This is a genomic window from Actinoplanes sp. NPDC051513, assembly GCF_044454685.1.
In the GTDB taxonomy this organism is placed as follows: domain Bacteria; phylum Actinomycetota; class Actinomycetes; order Mycobacteriales; family Micromonosporaceae; genus Actinoplanes.
In genome coordinates this window covers 692,136-711,176 of sequence record NZ_JBITDW010000003.1, presented here as the reverse complement: position 1 = coordinate 711,176, position 19,041 = coordinate 692,136, and the positions used below count along the sequence as shown (strand labels likewise).

Below are 19,041 nucleotides of genomic sequence, written 5' to 3'. Positions count from 1 at the left end.
CATTTTGAGCGTTTGCGCTGGTGAGAAAGCCGCGCGATAGTACGCGGCATGTCGACCGCTCGTCGCATCACGGTCATCGCCACCACCGCGGCCGTCGTCCTCGGTCTGTCCGTCACCGGGGCGCAGGCAGCTCGTCACACGACACTGTATGTGTCACCCCAGGGATCCGATGCCGCCGCCGGAACCGCCGGAGCTCCGCTGCGCACACCGCAGGCCGCCGTAGACCGCCTCGGACGCTCCGGCGGGACAGTGCTGCTCGCCGGCGGCACGTACGCGCGCCAGCGAATCGTCATCAACGGCCGCGCCCACATCGCGGTGCGGGCCGCGGCCGGAGCGGCTCCGGTCCTCGACGGGGCGGGCCTGAACCCCCGCGCGGGGCAGAGCGGCATGGTGGAGATCCGCGACAGTTCGGATGTCACCGTCTCGGGCCTCGCCGTCACCGGCTATCGCACGAGCTCGTTGTCGGCGGTGCCGATCGGCATCCTCGTGACCGGCTCGGGCCACTCGATCCGGCTCAGCGGCAACCACGTCCACCATCTCGGCAACGACAACGGCACCCTGGGCAGCTTCGACATGAACGCGCACGGCATCGCCGTGTACGGGACGAAGCCGGACCGGCCCATCTCAGCGGTCAGCATCACCGGCAACGAGCTCGACCATCTCGTGCTCGGCGCCAGCGAGACCCTGGTGCTCAACGGCAACGTCGACGGCTGGTCGGTGACCCACAACGTCATTCACGACGACAACAACATCGGCATCGACGCCATCGGATTCGAGCCGACCATCTCCGGAGCGGCCCGGTTCACCGACGTCAACCGGGCACGCAACGGGCTCATCGCGTACAACCGGGTGTCCCGCATCATCAGCGAGGGCAACCCGGCGTACTGGGAGGACGGCTCCTGGTGCAACTGCGCCGACGGCATCTACGTCGACGGCGGCGCGGCCATCACCATCGCCGGCAACCGGGTGGACGCCTCCGACATCGGCATCGAGGTCGCCTCGGAATGGCGCCAGGGCCGCACGAACGACATCACGGTCAGGGCAAACACCGTGACCCGGAGCCGCTACACCGGCCTGGCCATCGGCGGATACGACCAGGACCGGGGCGAGGCGTACGACGTCACCGTCACCGGCAACGTCCTGCGCGGCAACAACACGCTGGACGACGGTTCCCCCGAGATGCTCCTTCAGTACTACGTCCACGACACCACGATCACGCACAACACCGTCATCTCGACGAACCCTGGCCAAGCCGTGCTGCTCTACCGGAACGCCCCGGCCGGCGGCGCCGCCAAGAACGCCCGGCTCGTCCTGAACCACAACACGTATGTGGGCAAGGTGCCCGCCGGGCGGGAGCTCTACTACTGGAACGACGCCGAACAGCGCGGGCTTGCGGCCTACCGGGCCGCGAGCGGCCAGGACCGATCGAGCACCTACACGGTCCGTCGCTGATCCGCCCGGTGCGCACCCGGCCGACCGGCATCGGCCGGATGCCGCGCTTTGTGGGACGGGGCCGTCCGGCTGCGTCTGGCAGAGTGGACCGGCAACCGTGGCTGCGGCCGGTGGCCTGACCGCTGCGGTGGCCGGCAGCGGCGACGGGCGGCCGTTCCCGCTGACCCGTCCGGAACCGATCAGCCGCGGGCCACCGAGAGGAACTCCTGGCGCGAGCGGGGATCGCTGCGCAGCCGGCCGAGCATGGTCGAGGTGACCGTGGTGGCGCCGATGGCCTGGACGCCGCGCAGGGTCATGCAGGTGTGCTCGGCCTCGATGAGCACGCCGACCCCCAGAGGGTGCAGCTGGGTGTTCAGCCAGTCCGCGATCTGTTTGGTCAGGCGCTCCTGAACCTGGGGGCGCAGCGCGAACATCTCCACGACGCGCGCGAGCTTCGACAGGCCGAGGATGCGGGCGTCCGGCAGGTAGCCCACCGCGGCGCGGCCGTGGAACGGGAGCAGGTGGTGCTCGCACACGGAGTGGAACGGGATGTCGCGGGCCACCACGAGCTCGTCGTAGCCGTCGTCGTTGGGGAAGGTGGTCAGGTCGAAGGGGCGCGGGGTGAAGAACTCCGCGTACGCCTTGGCCATCCGGCGCGGGGTGTCGATCATCGTCTCGTCGTCGGTCGGGACGTCGAGCGCGGTCAGGAAGTCGCGGGCGGCCTTTTCGGCGGCGACCAGGTCCATGGTCATGACATGTTCTCCGAGAGGGTGGGCTGCGATACGCGGCCGAGGATCGCGGACTTGGCGAGCACCTCGGCCCATTCGCCGGCCGGCGACGAGTCCCAGGTGATGCCGCCGCCCGCGCCGTAGGTCGCCGTTGCCGAGGCCCGGCACACCACCGCCGTGCGGATGGCCACGCTGAAGCGGGCCCGGATCGGCGACGAGGGCGGCGCCACCCAGCCGATCGCTCCGCAGTAGACATCGCGCGGGCCGTCCTCGACGTCGCGGATGATCTGCATGCTGCGGGCCTTGGGCGCGCCGGTGACCGAGCCGCACGGGAACATCGCGCGGAAGATGTCGGCGAGCCCCACGCCGGGCCGCAGCCGGGCGGTCACCTCGGAGGTCATCGTCCAGACCGTCGGATACCGTTCCAGCGTCAGCAGCCGCGGCACGTCGACGGTGCCCATCGCGGCCACGCGCGCGATGTCGTTGCGGATCAGGTCGACGATCATCAGGTTCTCGGCGCGTTCCTTGGGGCTCGTCCGTAACGCCCGCGCGTTCAGCGCGTCGGCCACGGGGTCGGCCGAGCGCCGGGCCGTGCCCTTCATCGGCCTGGTGCGCAGGCGGTCGCCCGACCACTCCAGGAACAGCTCCGGGCTCGCGCTCGCGACGGCGAAACGCCCGGTGTCCAGGTAGGCGTTGTGCGCGGCGCGCTGGGCGCGCGCCAGGGCGCCGTACAGAAGGAGCGGATCGTACGGGTACGGGGTTCGCAGCCTCGTGGTCAGGTTGCACTGGTATGTGTCGCCGGCCGCGATGTGCTCGTGGATGCGGGACACGGCATGGGCGTGCGCCTCCGCGGTCCAGTCCAGTTCCCAGTGCGCTGCCGGCCCCGTACGCGAAGGAAGGGTCTGGGGCGTGAAAGGGCCCTCGTCGCAGAGCCCGAACCAGATCAGGGGTGGGCCGCCGCCGGCCGGCGGCTGCACCGCCAGGGCCGGATCGAAGGCGGGGGCAGATTCGTAGGAGACAAAGCCGTAGGCCCACGCGCCCTGGGCGGTCGCCCGATCAACCTCATCGAGTACGGCGGCGACGTCCGCGAGATCGTCGGTGGCGAGCACCCGGCCGGGCGCCGGAAAGGCGAGCGCCCGGCCGGTGGTCAGGTCGTCGAAGCGGGCCGTCACCTGCTGCCCGGCCGCTCAGTGACCTTGCGGGAACGGCCGGGACATGACGGTCCCCTTGACCCGGGTCTGGGTGTGGCGCTCGACGGCCGGGTTCGGCGTGCCGCCGTCGGGCTCGCCCCAGACGATCTCGACCTGGTCGCCGACCGCGGCGGACGTGCCGAGCGTGCCGAGCGAGATCCACCCGCGGACGTTGGACGAGTAGATGGTGAGCATCGCGGCGCCGGCCAGCTCGCCGTCCTTCTCCACCCGGTCGAACTGGCAGGCGGTGTAGAAGGCCGCCGGCATCTCCAGGTACTTGAAGCGCTCGTCGCCCGGCTCGTACATGCTGGCGAAGATCTTGGCGACGTCGTCGCGGTCCCAGAGCACCCATGCCTTGCGACGGTGCGGCTCGTCCTTGCGGGCCTCGAGACCCTCGCGGCCGATGTAGTCGTGGTCGAACTTGATGATGTGGCCGTACCCGAGGTCCCACGGCGTCGTGTAGTAGTCCTCGATGTCGTCGGCCACCCAGCTGCCGCCCAGCGCCAGATTGCCCTCGAACGACCGGGCCGGCATCCACTGCCGGAAGGCCTTCATGTCGTCGCCGGTGTACGTGGCGGGCAGCGTGTTCGCGATCCAGCCGGACTCGGTGGCCACCGACGCGTACGCGCGAGAGCCCACCTGACGGACGCCGTACTCCGCCCCGGCCGCGAGGATGGTGTCGCGAACGGCCTCGAACTCGGCGTACCGACCGGTGAACTCGTACCCGGGAAAGCCGGACATGCGGTGGTTGAGCGCCCGCACCTCGTGCGTGCCGATCTTGAACCGTCCCATGTGGAAGAACGGGATGTCGGGCATCGGGCCGCCGTTGACCTTCTCGAAGATCGCCGCCGCATGCGGTCCCTGCAGCTGCAGGCGGAACAGCTCGCGGCCCTTCGGGTTCTGCACCGTACGCAGATCCTTGCGCACCTCGACGTCCCAGTCACCGGTGACGGCGTTGAACTCGATCCAGTTCAGCGCCGGGGGCCGGCCGACGATGCGTACGTGGTCGCCGGCGATGCCGAACAGGATGCAGTCGCCGATCATGTAGCCGTCCGGACGGACCGCGATCAGCTGCTTGGCGCTGTCGGTGCCGAAGCCCTGGAAGCTGTTGGCGCCGATGCGCTCCAGGAGCCGGTAGGTGTCCGGGCCCCGCAGGATCAGGTCGGTCATGTGGTGGGACAGGTCCATGAGCGCGGCCGAGTTCCGCCACGCCTCCTGCTCGTCGCGCCAGTTGGTGAACTCCGCCTTGATGGGGAACGGGTAGGCGCCGGAGCGACCCTGGCGCAGAAGTTGCAGCGCGCCGCCCGCTTGGGTGATCTCTTCTTCGAGGCTGACCATGTGGTGAAGTTATCAGCCGTCTGAAAACTTTTAAAGTCCCTGGAATAATTTAAGATGGCTGCTGACACTCATGACCTCGGCGATCGGAGACCGCGGATGACGGGCTGGCAGGACGGGCTGCCCTACGTGCTCTACCGCGCCCAGCAGGCGGTGCACCGGCAGGCACAGGACGCCCTCGAGGGGCTCGGCGTCACGCTGACCCAGCTCGGGCTCGCGGTCCACCTCGACGAGCTCGGCCTCATGTCGGCCTCCGACCTGGCCCGCCGCTTCCACCTCACGCCGCAGAGCGTGACCACCGCGCTGGGCCAGCTGGAACGGGCCGGCTGGGTCCGGCGGTTGCCGCATCCGGTGCACCGGCGCGTGGTGCTGCACGAGCTCACCGAGACCGGCCTCGCCGGCGTCGCCGATGGGCGCGCCCGGATGGCCGAACTCGACAGCCTGCTCGCCGGCGTCCTGCCCGGCGGCGGTCGTGACGAGCTCGTCGGCCGGCTCCGGGGGCTGACGGTCGCGCTGGAGGGCGAGGACCCTGACTACGCGACCGCTTGGCCGGTCGCACGGCCGGCCGCCGGCTAGCGTCCCGGCCGTGGGTCAGGCACGCAAGGCCGCCAGCAGCCGCAACCGGTCCGCGTCGGCGCTGCCCGGCTCGGCGGTGAAGACCAGCATGACCGGGCCGGGGTTGCCGGGCAGCGGATAGGTGTCCCAGTCCAGGACGATGTCGCCGACCTCGGGAACCCGGAAGGTCTTGGTGCCGCTGACCGACTCGCGCACGTCGTGGCGCGCCCACAACCGCCGAAACTCCGCGCTGCGGATGCTCAGCTCGCCGACTATCGCGGTGGCGCGGGGATGGGTGGGGTCGGTGGCGACGGCGGCGCGCATCATGCCGATGTAGTCCAGGGCCTGCCGCTCCCAGTCCGGGCAGCTCCGCTCGCCGGTGAACGTGTCGTCGAACATCAGCAGGAGCATGTTGAGCCGGTCGGGCGGGTAGCCGGTCGGGTCGCCGAGCAGCGCCTCCGCCATCGGGTTCCAGTCGAGCAGGTCGAGGTGCCGGCCGAGCACGACCGCCGGGGTGTCCATCACCCGCAGCAGCCGGCGCGTGCTGTCCGGCACCCGTTCCGCATCGCGGCTCACCCGGGCGGGCATCGGGCGGCGAGCGGCGTGGGCCAGGGCGAACAGGTGACGGCGCTCCTCGTCGTCGAGGCCGAGCGCGCCGGCGAGCGCGTCCAGGACGTCGTCGGACGGGCGTACCTCCCGGCCCTGCTCCATCCGCTGGTAGTAATCGGTGCTCAGCCCGGCCAGCAGGGCCAGCTCCTCGCGGCGCAGCCCGGTGACCTTGCGCCGGCCGCCCGGCTCCAGGCCCACGTCGTGCGGGCGAAGCCGGCCGCGCCGGGCGCGCAGGAAGTCGCCGAGCCTGGCCGCCCGCCACCCGGTGATCGACCTGCTGGTCAACAACGCCGGCGTGGTGCTGCTCGGCCCGCGCCGCACCTCCGCCGACGGCTTCGAGCTGCAGCTCGCCACCAACATGCTGGGCCACTTCGCGCTGACCGGCTTGCTGCTGGGCAATCTGTCCGCGGCGCGGGAGGCCAGGGTCGTCAGTCTCAGCTCGATCACCCACAAGAACGCGCACCTCGACTTCGGCGACCTGATGTCCGAGCGCGGCTACCGGGCCGCTCCCGCCTACGGCCGGTCCAAGCTCGCCACCACGATCTTCGGCGTCGAGCTGGACCGCCGCCTGCGCGCCGCCGGATCGCCGATCGTCAGCGTGCTGGCCCACCCCGGCCTCACCCGCACCAACCTGACGCCGCGCGCCTGGGAGCACCGTGGCCGGCTCGGGCGGGTGATCGCGCGGGCCGGCCTGCTGGTCACCCAGCCGGTGGAGCAGGGCGCGCTGCCGCAGTTGCGCGCCGCCACCGGCACCGGGGTGCGCGGCGGCCAGTTCTTCGGGCCGGCCGGGCTCGGGGAGACCCGCGGCCGGGTCACCGAGGCGCGGCTCAGCCGGGAGGCCGCCGATCCGGCCGCCGGCAAGCGGCTCTGGGCGGCAGCGGAGGAGCTCACCGGCGTCCGCTTTGATCTTCCCGGGGCCGAATAGACAGGCATACCGCGTTCAGTACTGTATCTGATACAGTAGCTGTCGTGATTGAGGAGACGCCGGAAGACGTCCTCGCGGCCGACCTGCTGCGCGGCCATACCGACACGATCGTGCTGGCGGTGCTGCGCGACGACGACCGCTACGGGTTCGAGATCTTCAAGCGGATCCGCGATGCCACGGGTGGGCGGCACGAGATCAAAGAAGCAACCCTGTACGCCACCTACCGGCGGCTGGTGAAGGACGGGCTCATCGAGGCCTACTGGGGCGACGAGAGCCAGGGCGGCCGGCGCAAGTACTACCGGATCACCGACGCCGGCCGCGCCGTCTACCGCCGCAACGTCGCGGCATGGGCGCTCACCCGCGACCTGATCGATACCTTGCTCGACCTGAACCCGGCCCCCGGAGGGCGATCGTGACCAACTCCAACGACACCGCCGACGTCCATCGGCTGCTCGACGAGGCGTTCGCGGGCATCGAGATGACCCCCGAGCGGCAAGACCTGAAGGAAGAGGTGCGCGCCAACCTGGTCGCGCGGACCACCGAGCTCCAGGCCGAGGGACTGTCCGGTGGCGCCGCCGCGCGCCGCGCGATGGAAGAGCTGGGCGATATTCGCACGCTCATCGACGAGACAAATTCCTCCGCGTACGCCATGAGCACCGTGCTCCGGGTCCGGCCCCGCCCGGCCTTCGTCCTGCGCACCGTGATCCTGTCGGCGGTCGGCGTCACCGGGCTCGCCGTGCTGGCGCTCGCCGCCACGGCCGGCGGTGTTCCGCTGGCCGGCGAGGCCGTCGCGGCGCTCGTCGTCGCGGTCGCATTCGGCGCCGTCACCGCCGACGCCCTGAGCCAGGAGACCACCAGCAATCACCCGATGCCCACCGGCCGCGCGGTGGGATACGGCGCCGGGGCGCTGCTGGTCCTGGCCGGGCTCGGCTGCGGCTGGCTCTACGTGCGCGGCGCCGATCTCGCCTGGGTCTTCGCCGGCGCGACGCTGGCGGTGGCCGGCGCCGCGATCCTGAGCTTCCTCGGCGCCACCCAGACGAACCGGCACAAGCAGTGGGTGATGCGCATGGCCGAGTCGCAGGCCGAGGTCGGCAACCGCTTCACCGAGGACCCCTCGGCCGCGGCCCGGTTCGGCATCTACACGCTGGTCATCTGGGTGATCGCGATCGCCGTGTTCGTGTTGCTGACCCTGACGGTGGGCTGGCTGTGGTCGTGGCTCGCCATCGTCGGAGGCGTCGTGGTCATGATGATCACGGTCGCCCGCATGCTGTTCGTGACCGACAAATAGACCGTGGCCGTGGTGCGCCAACACCACGACCACGTAAGACACCCCGGAGTCATCGACCGAGGCCGACCTGCCGTCAGTGCCCGCAGCCAACACGGTAGCTCACCGGCCGTTTCGGAAGGAGAGCACCATGTCCACGCCAGCACCCGCCATCGAGGCGGTGGAGTTGGGCAAGTCGTACGGCACGGGCGCGAAAGCGGTCCATGCCCTGACCGACCTGAGCTTCACCGTCGAGCCCGGCACCGTCTTCGGCCTGCTCGGCCCCAACGGCGCCGGCAAGTCGACCACGGTCCGGATCCTCACCACGCTGAGCCGGCCGGACGCCGGCCACGCCCGGGTACACGGCATCGACGTGGTGCAGCAGCCCGCGAACGTCCGGCAATTGATCGGGTACGTGTCGCAGAAGCCGGGCTTCGATCCCGTCGCCACCGGCCTCGAGAACCTGATTCTGCAGGGACGAATTCACGGCGCGCCGGCCCGGGACGCCCGGTCCCGCGCGGCCGGCCTGCTCGAGCGGTTCGACCTGACCGGGCCGGGCCGCCGGCTGGCCGGCACCTGGTCCGGCGGCATGCAACGCAAGCTCGACGTGGCGATGGGCCTCATGCACCGGCCGCGCGTGCTGTTCCTGGACGAGCCCACCACCGGCCTCGACCCGCAGGCGCGCCTGGAGCTGTGGGCCGAGATCGCCCGGCTGGCCCGGGAGGACGGGCTGACCGTGCTGCTCACCACCCACTACCTGGAGGAGGCCGACCACCTGGCCGCGCGACTGGCCATCGTGGACGCCGGCCGGGTGGTCGCGGCCGGGACCCCCGACCAGCTCAAGAGCGCGCTGGGCGGCGACACGATCCGGGCGGGTCTGGTGCGCCAGTCCGACGCCGGCCGGGCGCGCGACGTGATCGGCGCGATCCCCGGGGCCGGCGCCGTCTTCGCCGAGGGCGGGGCCCTGCACGCCCGCGTCGCCGACGGCGCGGCGGTGCTGCCCGCGGTGCTGGCCGCGTTGGAGGCGGCCGGGATCGAGCTGGCCTCGGTCGGCGTCGCCCGGCCATCGCTGGACGACGTGTACCTGCACCACGCCGGACGCAGTTTCCGCGAGGCCGACCGCCTCGACGACCGTGAGGCGGCGCTGCTGTGACGCTCGCCCTGACCCACGCCCGGCTGCTGACCGGCCGCTCGCTGCGCACCCTGTCCCGTCAGCCCGCGTATCTGCTGTTCACCCTGGTGCAGCCGCTGCTCTGGCTGCTGCTGTTCGGTCAACTCTTCCGCCGCGTCGCGGAGCTGCCCGGCTTCGGCGGCAACTACCTCGACTACCTCACCCCCGGCGTCGTCGTCATGACCGCCATGATGTCGGCCGGGTGGAGCGGCACGTCGATCGTGCAGGACATGGAGCGCGGGGTGATGGACCGCACCCTCACCTCCCCGATCCGCCGCTCCGCCCTGGTCACCGCGGGTCTGACGCACCAGGCGCTGGTCACCGTCGTCCAGTCCCTGATCATGTTCGCCACCGGCCTGCTGGCCGGCGCCCGATATCCCGGTGGCGCCCCCGGGCTGCTGGTCCTGCTCGCCTGCGCGGTCCTGATCGCCGCGGTGTTCGCGGCGCTGTCCAACGCGATCGCGCTGCTGGTCCACCAGCAGGAGGCGCTCATCGCCGTCGCGCAGTTCCTGGTGCTGCCCCTGGCCTTCCTGTCCTCCATCATGATCGCTCCCGCGCTCATGCCGGACTGGGTGGCGAAGGTGGCCCGGTTCAACCCGGTCGACTGGGCCGCGGTGGCCAGTCGCGAGGCGCTGAGCGTCGCGCCGGACTGGGGGCTGGTGCTCAACCGGGTGGCCTTGCTGGGGGCGCTGGCCGTCCTGATGGCGTGGCTGGCGGCCCGCGCCTACCGCGTCCACCAGCGGTCCCTCTAGTAACGGCGGGGACGGCCGGGCCCATCCGCGGGCCCGGCCTCACTCAGCGCAGGAACGACGTCAGCAGGGCGAGCAGCTCATCGGGCGACTCCTCGGCGAGGAAGTGGCCGGTGCCGGGGATGACCTCGCTGCGCACGTCGTCGGCGACCAGGCGGACGGCGTCGCCGACGTGGTCGCCGAAGCTTGCCGCGCCGCCAACGGCCAGGACCGGCATCGTCAGGCGCTGGGTCTTGCGCTTCTCGTCCTGGGCGATGGTCGTGTCGATGGCCCGGTACCACCCGAAGCTGGACCGCAGCGAGTCCGGGTTGGAAAGGGCGCGGACGTAGTACGCGACCACCTCGACGGGCAGTTTCTTGGCGGCGGCCTCGAACTCCCAGCCGAAGAAGAGGTCCTCCCGGCCGGTGACCAGCTGCTCGTTCAGCTTCTCGATGCGGTTGAAGGGCAGGTGCCAGAGCCGGTCGTTGACCGGCCCGGGGACGAACAGCGGCGGCGCCGGCGCCGTGCCGGGCGAGCCGGGGATCTCCAGGAGGGCGAGCTTCTCGACGCGGCCGGGGTGGTCGGTGGCGATGGCGTACGCGATCGTGAAGCCGGTGTCGTGGCCGACGACGGAGAACTCCCGATGACCGAGGGCGTCCATCAGCGCGACCAGGTCGGCGGCCTGCGTGCCGGTGTCGTAGCCGTTCGTCGGCTTGTCCGACAGGCCCATGCCGCGCTGGTCGACCGCGACGACCCGGAAGTCGCGGGCCAGCGCCGGCATCAGCAGGCGCCAGGCGTACCAGAACTCGGGCCAGCCGTGCACGAGCAGCAGGGGCGGACCTTCGCCGCCGGTGACAGCGTGCAGGCGTACGCCGGGGGTGTCGACGAATTGGCTGGTGAACGTGTCGGCGAAGCCGGGCGGAAGGTGCGGAGCACCCGGTACGGCAAGTGGGTTCGTGTCCATGACAGCCACCCTCGCGCCGCCGGCCCGGGGCTCGTACCCGGGTAACCCCCGGGGTTCTCAGATCGGCAGCGTGCGCAGCTGGCGGCGAGAGCTGATGTCGAGCTTCGCGAAGACGTTGCCGAGATGCCATTCGACGGTGCGCGGGCTGATGAACAGGCGGGTGCTGATCTCCGGGTTGGACAGCCCGGCCCGGGCCAGCCGGGCGATCTGCGCCTCCTGCGCGGTCAACTCGAGGACCACGGTGTCGGCGGCGCGCTTGCGGACGCTCTCGCCGGTGGCGGCCAGCTCGCGGCGGGCACGCTCGGCGAAGCCGTCGGCGCGCATGGCGGAGAGCTTCGCGTACGCGATCCGCAGATGCTTGCGGCTGTCCGCGCGCCGGCGTTCCCGCCGCAGCCACTCCCCGTAGAGCAGGTGCACGCGGGCCAGCTGCGCCCGGCGACGGGTACGGCCGAGCCGCTCGATCGACTCCCGGAACGCCTCGTCGCCGCCGCCGTCCAGGGCGCGTACACAGGCCTCGGTGCCCAGCGCCCACTCGGTCGGCGTCGCCCGGCACCGGCGTGCCATCCGCTCACGCACCGCGGTCACCAGGTCCGGGTCGCCGGTCCGGGAGGCGGCCTCGGCCAGCTCGGCGGCGACGAACGCGTCGTACCCGAGCTCGTCCCGCTCGAACGCCCGCCGCGCGGCGTCCCGGGCCGCGGCATGCCGGCCGAGCCCGTTGTGGAGCACCGCGCTCGCGTGATCGGCGAGCGTGCGGTACCGGCCGGTGCCCTGCGCGGCGGCCAGCCGGTTGGTCATCTCGATCAGCTCGGTGGCCACGCCCTCGTCGCCGCGCCAGGCGGCGAGGGCCGGCGCGCAGTAGCCGATCGGCCGCGCGCCGATCGCCTCCCCGATCAGCCGATCCTCGTCGAGCAGCTCGCCCGCCGCGGCGAGGTCGCCGCCCTCGATGTTCGCCCAGGCGAGGAAGTTGAGGGCGTACTGAAGCTGCACGAGCGCCCCCGCGCCGCGCGCCACCTCGACCTGCCGGGTCGCGAGAGTGTGCCAGGCCTCGTCGTCCCACAGCTCACCGGCGACGATCCCGCCGGCACGGTACCCGGCCAGCCACAGGAACCGGCCGACGTCACGGCCGGCGCCGGGCTCGAGGGCGAGGATCAGCCGCAGCGCGTTCGCGAGGCTCGGCGCGGCCGCGGCGTGACCGTCGGTGAGCCGGATCGCGAACGCGTCGAGCAGCATGTCGACGGCGCGCGGCTCCGGTGGGCCGGGTGGCGCTTGCCGGGCCGCCGTAGCGATCTCCCTCAGCACGCCGGGCTGCTCCGACTCGCCGGTCCAGATCGCGGCGCCGAGCGCCTGCATGTAGGCCTCGCGCGCCAGCCCCGCATCGAACGGCGCCAGCTGCCGCGCCGCGCCGGACAGCAGCCCGGCGGCCTCCCGGCTGCGACGCTGCTCGAGCGTGATCTGCCCGCGCAGATGCCGCGCCTCGGCGGCGCGCCGGTCGTCGGGTGGCCCGGCATCGGCCGCGGCCAGCAGGTCGAGCGCCGCCTGAAGGTCGCCCGCGTCCCGCTTGGTCCGCGCGGCGTCGAGAAGCCGGCGGGCGCGCCGCGCCGGGTCGGGCGTCAGCGTCGCGGCCTGGTCGAGGAACGCGGCCGCCGCGGACAGCCCGCCCCGGGCCTGCGCCCGTCCCGCCGACCGGGCGAGCGCGGCGGCGATGTCCTCGTCCGGTCCGGGCGCGGCCCGGGCCTGGTGCCAGGCGTGCCGGTCGGGGTCCGCGTCGGGATCGGTGGCCCCGGCCAGGGCGCCGTGCGCCTCCTGCCGCTCGGCGAGCGACGCCGCGCGGTAGGCCGCCGAACGCACCAGCGGATGCCGGAACCGTACCCAGGTGGAGAACTCGATCAGATCGGCCGCCACCGCCGCGGTGGCGGCCTCGGCCGGAACGCCGAGCAGCCGGCCCGCCCGCCACACCCGGGCCGGGTCGCCCACCGGGTCAGCGGCGGCGATGCGCAACAGAAGGCGGGTCCCGGACGGCAAGGCGTCGATCTGCCGGCGGAAGGCCCTCTCGACGCGGCCCGCCGGGGACGGCTCGGCCGACAGCCAGAGACCGTCCGCGGTGTCCCGCGGCAGCTCCAGCAGGGCGAGCGGATTTCCCCGCGCCTCGCCCAGCACCCGCTCCCGGACCCGCTCGTCCAGCGGCGACCGCACCACCGAGGCGAGGAGGTCCCGGGCGTGCTCGTCCGGAAGCCCGTCCACCTTCAGAACCGGCAGGCCTCGAAGATCGTCGCCCGGCTCGCGGGCGGCGATCACCAGCGCGACCGGCTCGGCCACCAGCCGGCGGGCGACGAACGCCAGCACCCGGCTCGACGTGCGGTCCAGCCAGTGCCCGTCGTCGACCAGGCACACCAGCGGCCGGTCCCCGGACGCCTCGGACAGCAGGGTGAGCACGGCCAGGCCGACGAGGAACCCGTCGGGGGCGGGGCCGGAGCGCAGGCCGAAGGCGGTGTCGAGCGCGTCTCGCTGCGGCGCGGGCAGGCGCGGGAGCCGGTGGAGCAGCGGGGCGCACAGCTGATGGAGGGCGGCGAACGCGAGCTCCAGTTCGGACTCGATGCCCGCCACCCGTACGAGATGAAGGTCGGCGGCCGCCTCGGCCACGTGATCCAACAGCGCGGTCTTGCCGATTCCGGCGTCACCGTGAACGACGAGGACGCCGCCGCGACCGGCGCGCGCCTCGTCGAGAAGCCGGTCGAGCACGGCGCATTCCTGCTGCCGGTCGACGAGCAGGGGCCGCCTCCCACCAGGGCGGTCGGCGGCCCCCATGACTCAGCCGACCTGCTTCCAGGGGCCCCACGGGTCGCCGGGCTTCTGGTTGCGGGTCCACCACAGGGCCTTGTACTTCTTGCCCTGGTAGGACACCACGTCACCGGCCACGAAGACGCGCGACGCCGTCCAGACCGCCGTGCCGTCCTGGGTGGTGAGGATCTCCTCCCACGGGCCGTACGGGTCGCCGGGCTTCTGGTTCAGGGTCCACCACAGGGCACGCCAGGTGGAGCCGTTGTAGTAGACCAGGTCGCCGCTGTTGTAGATCTTCGACTTGTTCCAGGCGGGCGCCGAAGGGAGGGTCAGGCCGGCGATCACCGGGTCGTGGTCGGAGGCGGCGAACGGGTCGCTGCCGTTGAAGAGCAGCGTCGCGTTGTAGTTGTAGCGGCTGTACGCGTACGCGATGGCTTCTTGGGCGTTGATCTGCCAGACGTCGGCCCCGGTGACCATGGCGCGGGCGCCGGTGTTCGCCAGGATGTGGTCGAGCGAGCCCTCGAGACCGTTGAACGAGTAGGTCTGCTCCGCCGGGTCGTAGACGCTGCCCAGGTCGGAGTAGCCCGCCGCGTAGAGCGTCTCCATCGGGTCCTCGTGGGTGTACGAGTTGAAGTCGCCCACGAGGAAGGTGCGGTTCACGCCGAGCGAGGAAGCGACCGACGAGGCGAACGCGATGGTGTCCTGCGCCTCGTGCACCCGGGTGGCGTTGAACGCGCCCTGGTCGACGGCGGGAGACGACGTGTCCTCCTCGTCGCCGGGGTACAGCGGGGTGCCGGCGCCCTTCGACTTCCAGTGGTTGGCGACCACCACGAACGCGTCGGCGTCGGTGGCGCCCACCTTCTTGAAGCCCTGCGCCAGCGGCTCACGGGCGATCGAGAACGACTGCCCGGGACCCGACGCGGTGGTGAGCACCTGCGACGGGCCGACCAGGGCGACCTCGGCCGGCTTGTAGATGAACGCCGTACGGATCACGTCCTGGTCGGCGAGCGGCGGCAGCTTGTCGGCGGACGGCGAGGGGACGTACGCCCAGACGGTCGAGCCCGCCGCGGCGTTGAGCGCGTCGACCAGCCCGGCCAGCGCGGTGTCGCGCGGCTGGCCGAACCAGGCCGAGTTCTCGACCTCCTCGAGCGACACGACGCTCGCGTCGAGACGGTTGATCCCGGTGACGATCTTCGCCTGCTGGCGGGCGAAGCTGACGTCGTTCGCGGCGCCGCGCGGCCCGCTGCCGGTGCAGGTGTTGACCCCGATGTGGTTGCCGTCGCGGTCGTTGTAGTACGTGCAGGTGCCCAGGCCCGCCGCCTCGTACCTCTCCCCGGTCATCGGGAAGTAGTTCTCGACGTTGAACGTCGCCAGGCTGGCGCCGCCGAACGAGCGCGGGTGCTGGTTGCCGGCGCGGGTGTCGCTGAACGTCGCGACCGCCGTGCCGTCGTCGGTGACCTGCTGACGCGGCTGGAAGTTCCAGAGCGAGAAGCGGTACTCGAGGACCACCGGCTGGCGGAAGGTCACCTTCGAGCCGACGCTGGCCGTGTTGGTGGAGGTCAGCCACGGCAACGGCTTGCCGGTGTTGGCGGCGCTCGAGTAGTTCAGGCTCGAGCCGTCGTCCAGGGTGACCGTGCGGGCCGCGTTGTCGGCGGCCACGGCTTGCGCCTGGGCGCTGCCGGCCCGGCCCGCGTCGGTCGGCTGCCGCAGCGGGCTGTCACCGGCGGCGAGCGTGAACGAGCCGTACCAGTTGGTGTCGTAGTTGTCGGTGACGGTGAAGGTGCCCTGCGGCGCGAGCAGCTCGCCCTCGTGGGCCTCCTTCTCGGCGTTGGTGTCCAGCTCCGACCAGGGCAGCGTGCGCGGCTGGACGGCCGGCAGCGCGGTGTCCAGCTTGGTCACGGACGGGCCGGTGATCTCGGTTTCGCCCTGGAACTCGGCGACCTTGCCGGCGACCCGGACGCTGTCGCCGATCGCGACCTGCGCGGCCGAGATCGAGCCGAAGACGAAGACGCCGTCGGAGGCGCCGGGCGTGGTGTCGGCGCCGCCGGTCTCGAGGAAGAAGCCGCTGAAGCCACCGGTCGGGTAGGCGGCGGTGACGACACCCTCGGTGATGACGTTCTGGTTCACGTACGGGGAGGTGTCGGTGTCGGCGCCCTGGATCTCGGCGATCGGCAGCACCACCGCGGCCGCCGTGACCACGAAGCTGAAGGTCGCGTCGCCGGTCGCGCCGGCGGCATCGGTCGCCGTGACGGTCACCGACGACGTGCCCGCGGTCGTCGGAGTGCCCGAAATGACCCCTGAATCGGAAATATCCAGCCCATTCGGCAATCCGGTCGCGGTCCAGGCATAGGGCGCCGTGCCACCGCCGGCGCTGAGCCTCACCGGCGTGATCGGGGTGCCGGCGGTCGCGTTCTGCGCGCCGGGATTCACCACCTCGACGCCGGCCGGCGCGGAGGCCGTCGGCGTGGGGGCGGCGACCTGGAAGTCGGCCGCGTTGTTGTCGGTGTCCGCGCCATCCGCAGACCGCTGGTAGCTCAGGACCACCGAGTTCCCGCTGGGCGCGGTCCCCTCCGGCGAGTTGCTGGTCCCCCACCCGATCTTGTCGACGACCGCGGCGTCGGTCGGCAGCACACCCGTGGCGCTCGCGGCGATGTAGAGCGTCCCGCCGCCCGCGCCCGGGTTGACGCTTCCCCCGGTGCTGAGGTCGGCTGCGGGCAGCGCCGCGCCGTTCGCCCCGTTGCTCGGCAGCTGGATGAGGAAGTGGTCGTGCGCCGCGACCGACCCGGTCAGCGCGAAGACCTGCGACCCGCTGGGCACGACCGTGCTGGCCGGCGCCCGGTACTGCAACGTGTCCCCCGACAGCGAGATCGCCGCGCCGGTGGGGTTGTGGAGCTCGATGAACTTGTTGGTGTAGCTCGCGCCGGCCGAGCCACCGTTGACGTAGGCCTCACTGATCACCAGGCCGGTTCCGGCCGGGTTGGCGAGGGCGGGTGTGCCGTTGATCGAACAGGCAACACCCACTATGGACAGCGACAGCGCCGAAATGGCGCAGCGCCGGGCAAGGGCACGGGACACTCCCGACCTCCAAGGCTTTCGTGGATCAACAACAGGACGCTAGGCGTCCCCATCCGACCGCGGGCGGACAAGATCTGAACGGTATGCGACCTTGAGAAGCAGCTTTGCCGATGGCCGGGCAAAATTAAAAGACCCTTCAGTACGGTCATCGATGCAACCTTCCGCCATTCCCGCCGCGACATGGTGGTGGACACTGACGCAGGGGGAGCGGGATGCGGACCGAGCTGGAACGGGAGTACGTCGACTACGTGTCGGTGCGGCTGCCTCACTTGCACCGCCTCGCCTACCTGCTCTGCTCGGACGCGCACCAGGCCGACGACATCGTGCAAGCGGCGCTGACCTCGCTCTACGTGGGATGGAAACGCGCCTCCGGCGCGGACAACCTCGACGCGTACGTCAATCGCATCGTCGTCCGCCGCTACCTGGACGAGCGCCGTCGTCGATGGGCGAGGGTGCTGCTCGGCGACGCGGTCCCGGAGCAGGCCACCACCGGCGAGCACGGCTTCGAGGAGCGGGACGAGCTGGTCGCCGCGCTGCGGGAGCTGCCGAAGGGGCAGCGGGCGGTGCTGGTGCTGCGCTTCCTGGGCGACATGTCCGTCGAGGACACGGCCGAGGTGCTCGGCTGCTCGGTGGGCAACGTCAAGAGCCAGTCGTCGCGCGGGCTGGCAACCCTGCGCAGTGTCCTCGAAGCGGGCCGGGTCGGAAGCGTGGAAGGGGATTCGCGGTGGACGAGCGAGAGCTGAGCGAGCGGTTCGAGGCGGTCGGTGTGCCGCCGAGCCGGCTCGAGGTGGGTGCGCTCGTCGCGGCGGGCCGGCGGCGGGTGACGCGACGTCGCTCCTGGCAGGCGGCGGGCGGCGCCGCGCTGGCCATCGCGGTGCTGGTCGCGGTCCCGTCGATCCTGTTCCATCCGCGGAATGCCGCGGTCGTCGCCGTCGGCTCACCATCATCCGAGCAGCCGGCCGAGGAGCCGACCGGGCAGCCGACCGAGGCGCCGCCGATCGGGACGACGGCGGTGGCGCCGTCGTCGGCGCCCGCCGCGGCCTGCGCGATGTCCGTCCTGGCAACGCCGAAGGGCATGACGAGAGCTTCCGTGACCGCGGTCGATCCGACCGGCCGCTACATCATCGGCCACGACATCGTCGGGCAGAACTTCCATCCGATCCTGTGGACCGACGGGAAGCCCCAGGCCCTGCCGATGCGCGGCGAGTCGGTCGAGCTCTCCGCGGTCAACGCCAACGGCGTCGTGGTGGGCCTGGTCAGCGAGGGTGCGTCGGAATACGCCTTCCGCTATCAAAACGGCAAATACACAAGGTTGCGTACGCCGTCCGGCAACTGGCACATCTACCCGGTCCCCGCGATCAACACGGCCGGCGATGTCGTCATCAACGCGGAGCCCTCGGGCAACAGCGGCGGCAAGGACAGCTTCGCCCTGCTCTGGAACGCCGGCTCGACGACCGCCAAGCGACTCCCGCTGCCCGACGGCGCGAACGTCATGGCCATCCTCGACGATGGCACCCTGGTCGGGGCCCTCTACAAGAACGGCGAGGCGATTGCCGGGTACGCCTGGGACCAGCAGGGCCACGGCCGCAAGCTGACGACGCCGTCGGGTCAGACCGCCGCCGCCTACGCGGGCCGGGGCGACTGGGCCACCGGCGGCTTCTGGCCCCGCCAGTCGGTGGCCCGCTGGAACCTGCGCACCGGCGAGATGAAGGAGTTCGAGACCCCGGCCGCCGCCGACGTCCCGTCCGGGCTCGACGGCATCGGCCCCGGCGAGCGCGTCAACGCCGCCGGTTGGGTGGTCGCGAGCGGTTTCGTCCTGCGCGACGACGGCCCGGCCGAGCTCACCGTCCCCACCGGCCAGAAGGCCCAACCGATCGCCGTCTCCGACTACGGCCTGGTCGTGGGCGGGACGCAGATCGCGCAGTCGCTCGACAACGGCAACCTGGGCCCCCGCACCTGGAAGTGCTGACCGGCTTCGCCCGCGGGCGGGTGTGGCACCGCGGGCGGGTTTGCACCGCAGGCGGGTGTGGCACCGCAGGCGGTGTGTGGCGCCGCGCGCGGGTGTGGCACCGCGGGCGGGTCAGCGCGGGCGGGTCACCGCGGGCGGGTGTGTGGCGCCGCGGGCGGGTGTGTGGCGCCGCGGGCGGGTGTGTGGCGCCGCGGGCGGGTGTGTGGCGCCGCGGGCGGGTCACCGCGGGCGGGTCACCGCGGGCGGGTCACCGCGGGCGGGTCACCGCGGGCGGGTCACCGCGGGCGGGTCACCGCGGGCGGGTCACCGCGGGCGGGTC

16 protein-coding genes are annotated in these 19,041 nt (G+C 72.1%); 9 read left to right on the top strand and 7 right to left on the bottom strand.

Going from position 1 to position 19,041, the window contains the following annotated elements; all coding sequences use genetic code 11:
* Nucleotides 1-48: 48 nt before the first annotated feature.
* Nucleotides 49-1,452, top strand: coding sequence for a right-handed parallel beta-helix repeat-containing protein (locus tag ACIA5D_RS13345; protein WP_396030134.1), 1,404 nt, complete (start codon nt 49-51; stop codon nt 1,450-1,452).
* Between the two features lie 179 nt (nt 1,453-1,631).
* Here ACIA5D_RS13345 and folE read toward each other — a convergent pair whose 3' ends face one another.
* The 3 genes from folE to ACIA5D_RS13330 are packed head-to-tail and all read right to left on the bottom strand — an operon-like array spanning nt 1,632 to nt 4,687.
* A complete protein-coding gene (gene folE, locus ACIA5D_RS13340; RefSeq protein ID WP_396030133.1) occupies nt 1,632-2,183 on the bottom strand; it encodes a GTP cyclohydrolase I FolE in 552 nt (183 codons plus the stop codon).
* A complete protein-coding gene (gene pabB, locus ACIA5D_RS13335; protein WP_396030132.1) occupies nt 2,180-3,331 on the bottom strand; it encodes an aminodeoxychorismate synthase component I in 1,152 nt (383 codons plus the stop codon). Before pabB ends, folE begins: the two co-directional genes overlap by 4 nt.
* A 15-nt stretch (nt 3,332-3,346) precedes the next feature.
* Nucleotides 3,347-4,687, bottom strand: a complete 1,341-nt coding sequence (locus ACIA5D_RS13330; protein ID WP_396030131.1) for an aminomethyl transferase family protein — start codon at nt 4,685-4,687, stop codon at nt 3,347-3,349.
* Between the two features lie 96 nt (nt 4,688-4,783).
* On the opposite strand from ACIA5D_RS13330, the gene ACIA5D_RS13325 reads away from it, so the two are divergent.
* Entirely contained in the window at nt 4,784-5,260 is a 477-nt protein-coding gene (locus ACIA5D_RS13325) for a MarR family winged helix-turn-helix transcriptional regulator (RefSeq protein WP_396030130.1), read from the top strand.
* A 15-nt stretch (nt 5,261-5,275) separates the two neighbouring features.
* On the opposite strand, the gene ACIA5D_RS13320 is transcribed toward ACIA5D_RS13325, so the two are convergent.
* Complete coding sequence (locus ACIA5D_RS13320; RefSeq protein WP_396030129.1) at nt 5,276-6,133, bottom strand: helix-turn-helix transcriptional regulator; 858 nt, start codon at nt 6,131-6,133, stop codon at nt 5,276-5,278.
* Between ACIA5D_RS13320 and ACIA5D_RS13315 the strand changes: the two genes are divergently transcribed.
* The 5 genes from ACIA5D_RS13315 (at nt 6,114) to ACIA5D_RS13295 (ending at nt 9,960) form a co-directional block, all read left to right on the top strand.
* The gene (locus ACIA5D_RS13315) at nt 6,114-6,773 is read left to right on the top strand and encodes an SDR family NAD(P)-dependent oxidoreductase (protein ID WP_396030128.1); all 660 of its coding nucleotides are present in this window, start codon (nt 6,114-6,116) and stop codon (nt 6,771-6,773) included. The two genes, ACIA5D_RS13320 and ACIA5D_RS13315, sit on opposite strands and share 20 nt — an antisense overlap.
* A gap of 44 nt (nt 6,774-6,817) precedes the next feature.
* The gene (locus ACIA5D_RS13310; RefSeq protein ID WP_396030127.1) at nt 6,818-7,189 is read left to right on the top strand and encodes a PadR family transcriptional regulator; all 372 of its coding nucleotides are present in this window, start codon (nt 6,818-6,820) and stop codon (nt 7,187-7,189) included.
* Complete coding sequence (locus ACIA5D_RS13305) at nt 7,186-8,061, top strand: permease prefix domain 1-containing protein (RefSeq protein ID WP_396030126.1); 876 nt, start codon at nt 7,186-7,188, stop codon at nt 8,059-8,061. Before ACIA5D_RS13310 ends, ACIA5D_RS13305 begins: the two co-directional genes overlap by 4 nt.
* A 127-nt stretch (nt 8,062-8,188) precedes the next feature.
* Entirely contained in the window at nt 8,189-9,190 is a 1,002-nt protein-coding gene (locus tag ACIA5D_RS13300) for an ATP-binding cassette domain-containing protein (RefSeq protein WP_396030125.1), read from the top strand.
* The gene (locus tag ACIA5D_RS13295; RefSeq protein ID WP_396030124.1) at nt 9,187-9,960 is read left to right on the top strand and encodes an ABC transporter permease; all 774 of its coding nucleotides are present in this window, start codon (nt 9,187-9,189) and stop codon (nt 9,958-9,960) included. Before ACIA5D_RS13300 ends, ACIA5D_RS13295 begins: the two co-directional genes overlap by 4 nt.
* 43 nt (nt 9,961-10,003) lie before the next feature.
* Here the strand turns inward: ACIA5D_RS13295 and ACIA5D_RS13290 are convergent, their stop codons facing one another.
* The 3 genes from ACIA5D_RS13290 to ACIA5D_RS13280 are packed head-to-tail and all read right to left on the bottom strand — an operon-like array spanning nt 10,004 to nt 16,753.
* Entirely contained in the window at nt 10,004-10,900 is an 897-nt protein-coding gene (locus tag ACIA5D_RS13290; RefSeq protein WP_396030123.1) for an alpha/beta fold hydrolase, read from the bottom strand.
* 57 nt (nt 10,901-10,957) lie between these two features.
* Entirely contained in the window at nt 10,958-13,705 is a 2,748-nt protein-coding gene (locus tag ACIA5D_RS13285) for an AAA family ATPase (protein ID WP_396030122.1), read from the bottom strand.
* A gap of 3 nt (nt 13,706-13,708) precedes the next feature.
* Nucleotides 13,709-16,753 carry an ExeM/NucH family extracellular endonuclease gene (locus ACIA5D_RS13280; RefSeq protein ID WP_396030121.1) on the bottom strand — a complete coding sequence of 1,015 codons (3,045 nt, stop codon included), beginning with the start codon at nt 16,751-16,753 and terminating at the stop codon, nt 13,709-13,711.
* A 212-nt stretch (nt 16,754-16,965) separates the two neighbouring features.
* On the opposite strand from ACIA5D_RS13280, the gene ACIA5D_RS13275 reads away from it, so the two are divergent.
* Both ACIA5D_RS13275 and ACIA5D_RS13270 read left to right on the top strand, forming a co-directional pair.
* Nucleotides 16,966-17,496, top strand: coding sequence for a SigE family RNA polymerase sigma factor (locus tag ACIA5D_RS13275; RefSeq protein WP_396030120.1), 531 nt, complete (start codon nt 16,966-16,968; stop codon nt 17,494-17,496).
* Nucleotides 17,478-18,722 (top strand): hypothetical protein, encoded by a 1,245-nt coding sequence (locus ACIA5D_RS13270; protein WP_396030119.1) that lies wholly within the window; start codon nt 17,478-17,480, stop codon nt 18,720-18,722. Before ACIA5D_RS13275 ends, ACIA5D_RS13270 begins: the two co-directional genes overlap by 19 nt.
* Nucleotides 18,723-19,041: the final 319 nt, after the last annotated feature.

Excerpts from the sequence above, each read along its gene's own strand:
- ACIA5D_RS13345 (WP_396030134.1), top strand. The coding sequence starts at position 49 with ATGTCGACCGCTCGTCGCATCACGGTCATCGCCACCACCGCGGCCGTC.
- ACIA5D_RS13330 (WP_396030131.1), bottom strand. The coding sequence starts at position 4,687 with ATGGTCAGCCTCGAAGAAGAGATCACCCAAGCGGGCGGCGCGCTGCAA.
- ACIA5D_RS13290 (WP_396030123.1), bottom strand. The coding sequence starts at position 10,900 with ATGGACACGAACCCACTTGCCGTACCGGGTGCTCCGCACCTTCCGCCC.
- ACIA5D_RS13285 (WP_396030122.1), bottom strand. The coding sequence starts at position 13,705 with ATGGGGGCCGCCGACCGCCCTGGTGGGAGGCGGCCCCTGCTCGTCGAC.
- ACIA5D_RS13275 (WP_396030120.1), top strand. The coding sequence starts at position 16,966 with ATGCGGACCGAGCTGGAACGGGAGTACGTCGACTACGTGTCGGTGCGG.
- ACIA5D_RS13325 (WP_396030130.1), top strand. The coding sequence starts at position 4,784 with ATGACGGGCTGGCAGGACGGGCTGCCCTACGTGCTCTACCGCGCCCAG.
- ACIA5D_RS13300 (WP_396030125.1), top strand. The coding sequence starts at position 8,189 with ATGTCCACGCCAGCACCCGCCATCGAGGCGGTGGAGTTGGGCAAGTCG.
- folE (WP_396030133.1), bottom strand. The coding sequence starts at position 2,183 with ATGACCATGGACCTGGTCGCCGCCGAAAAGGCCGCCCGCGACTTCCTG.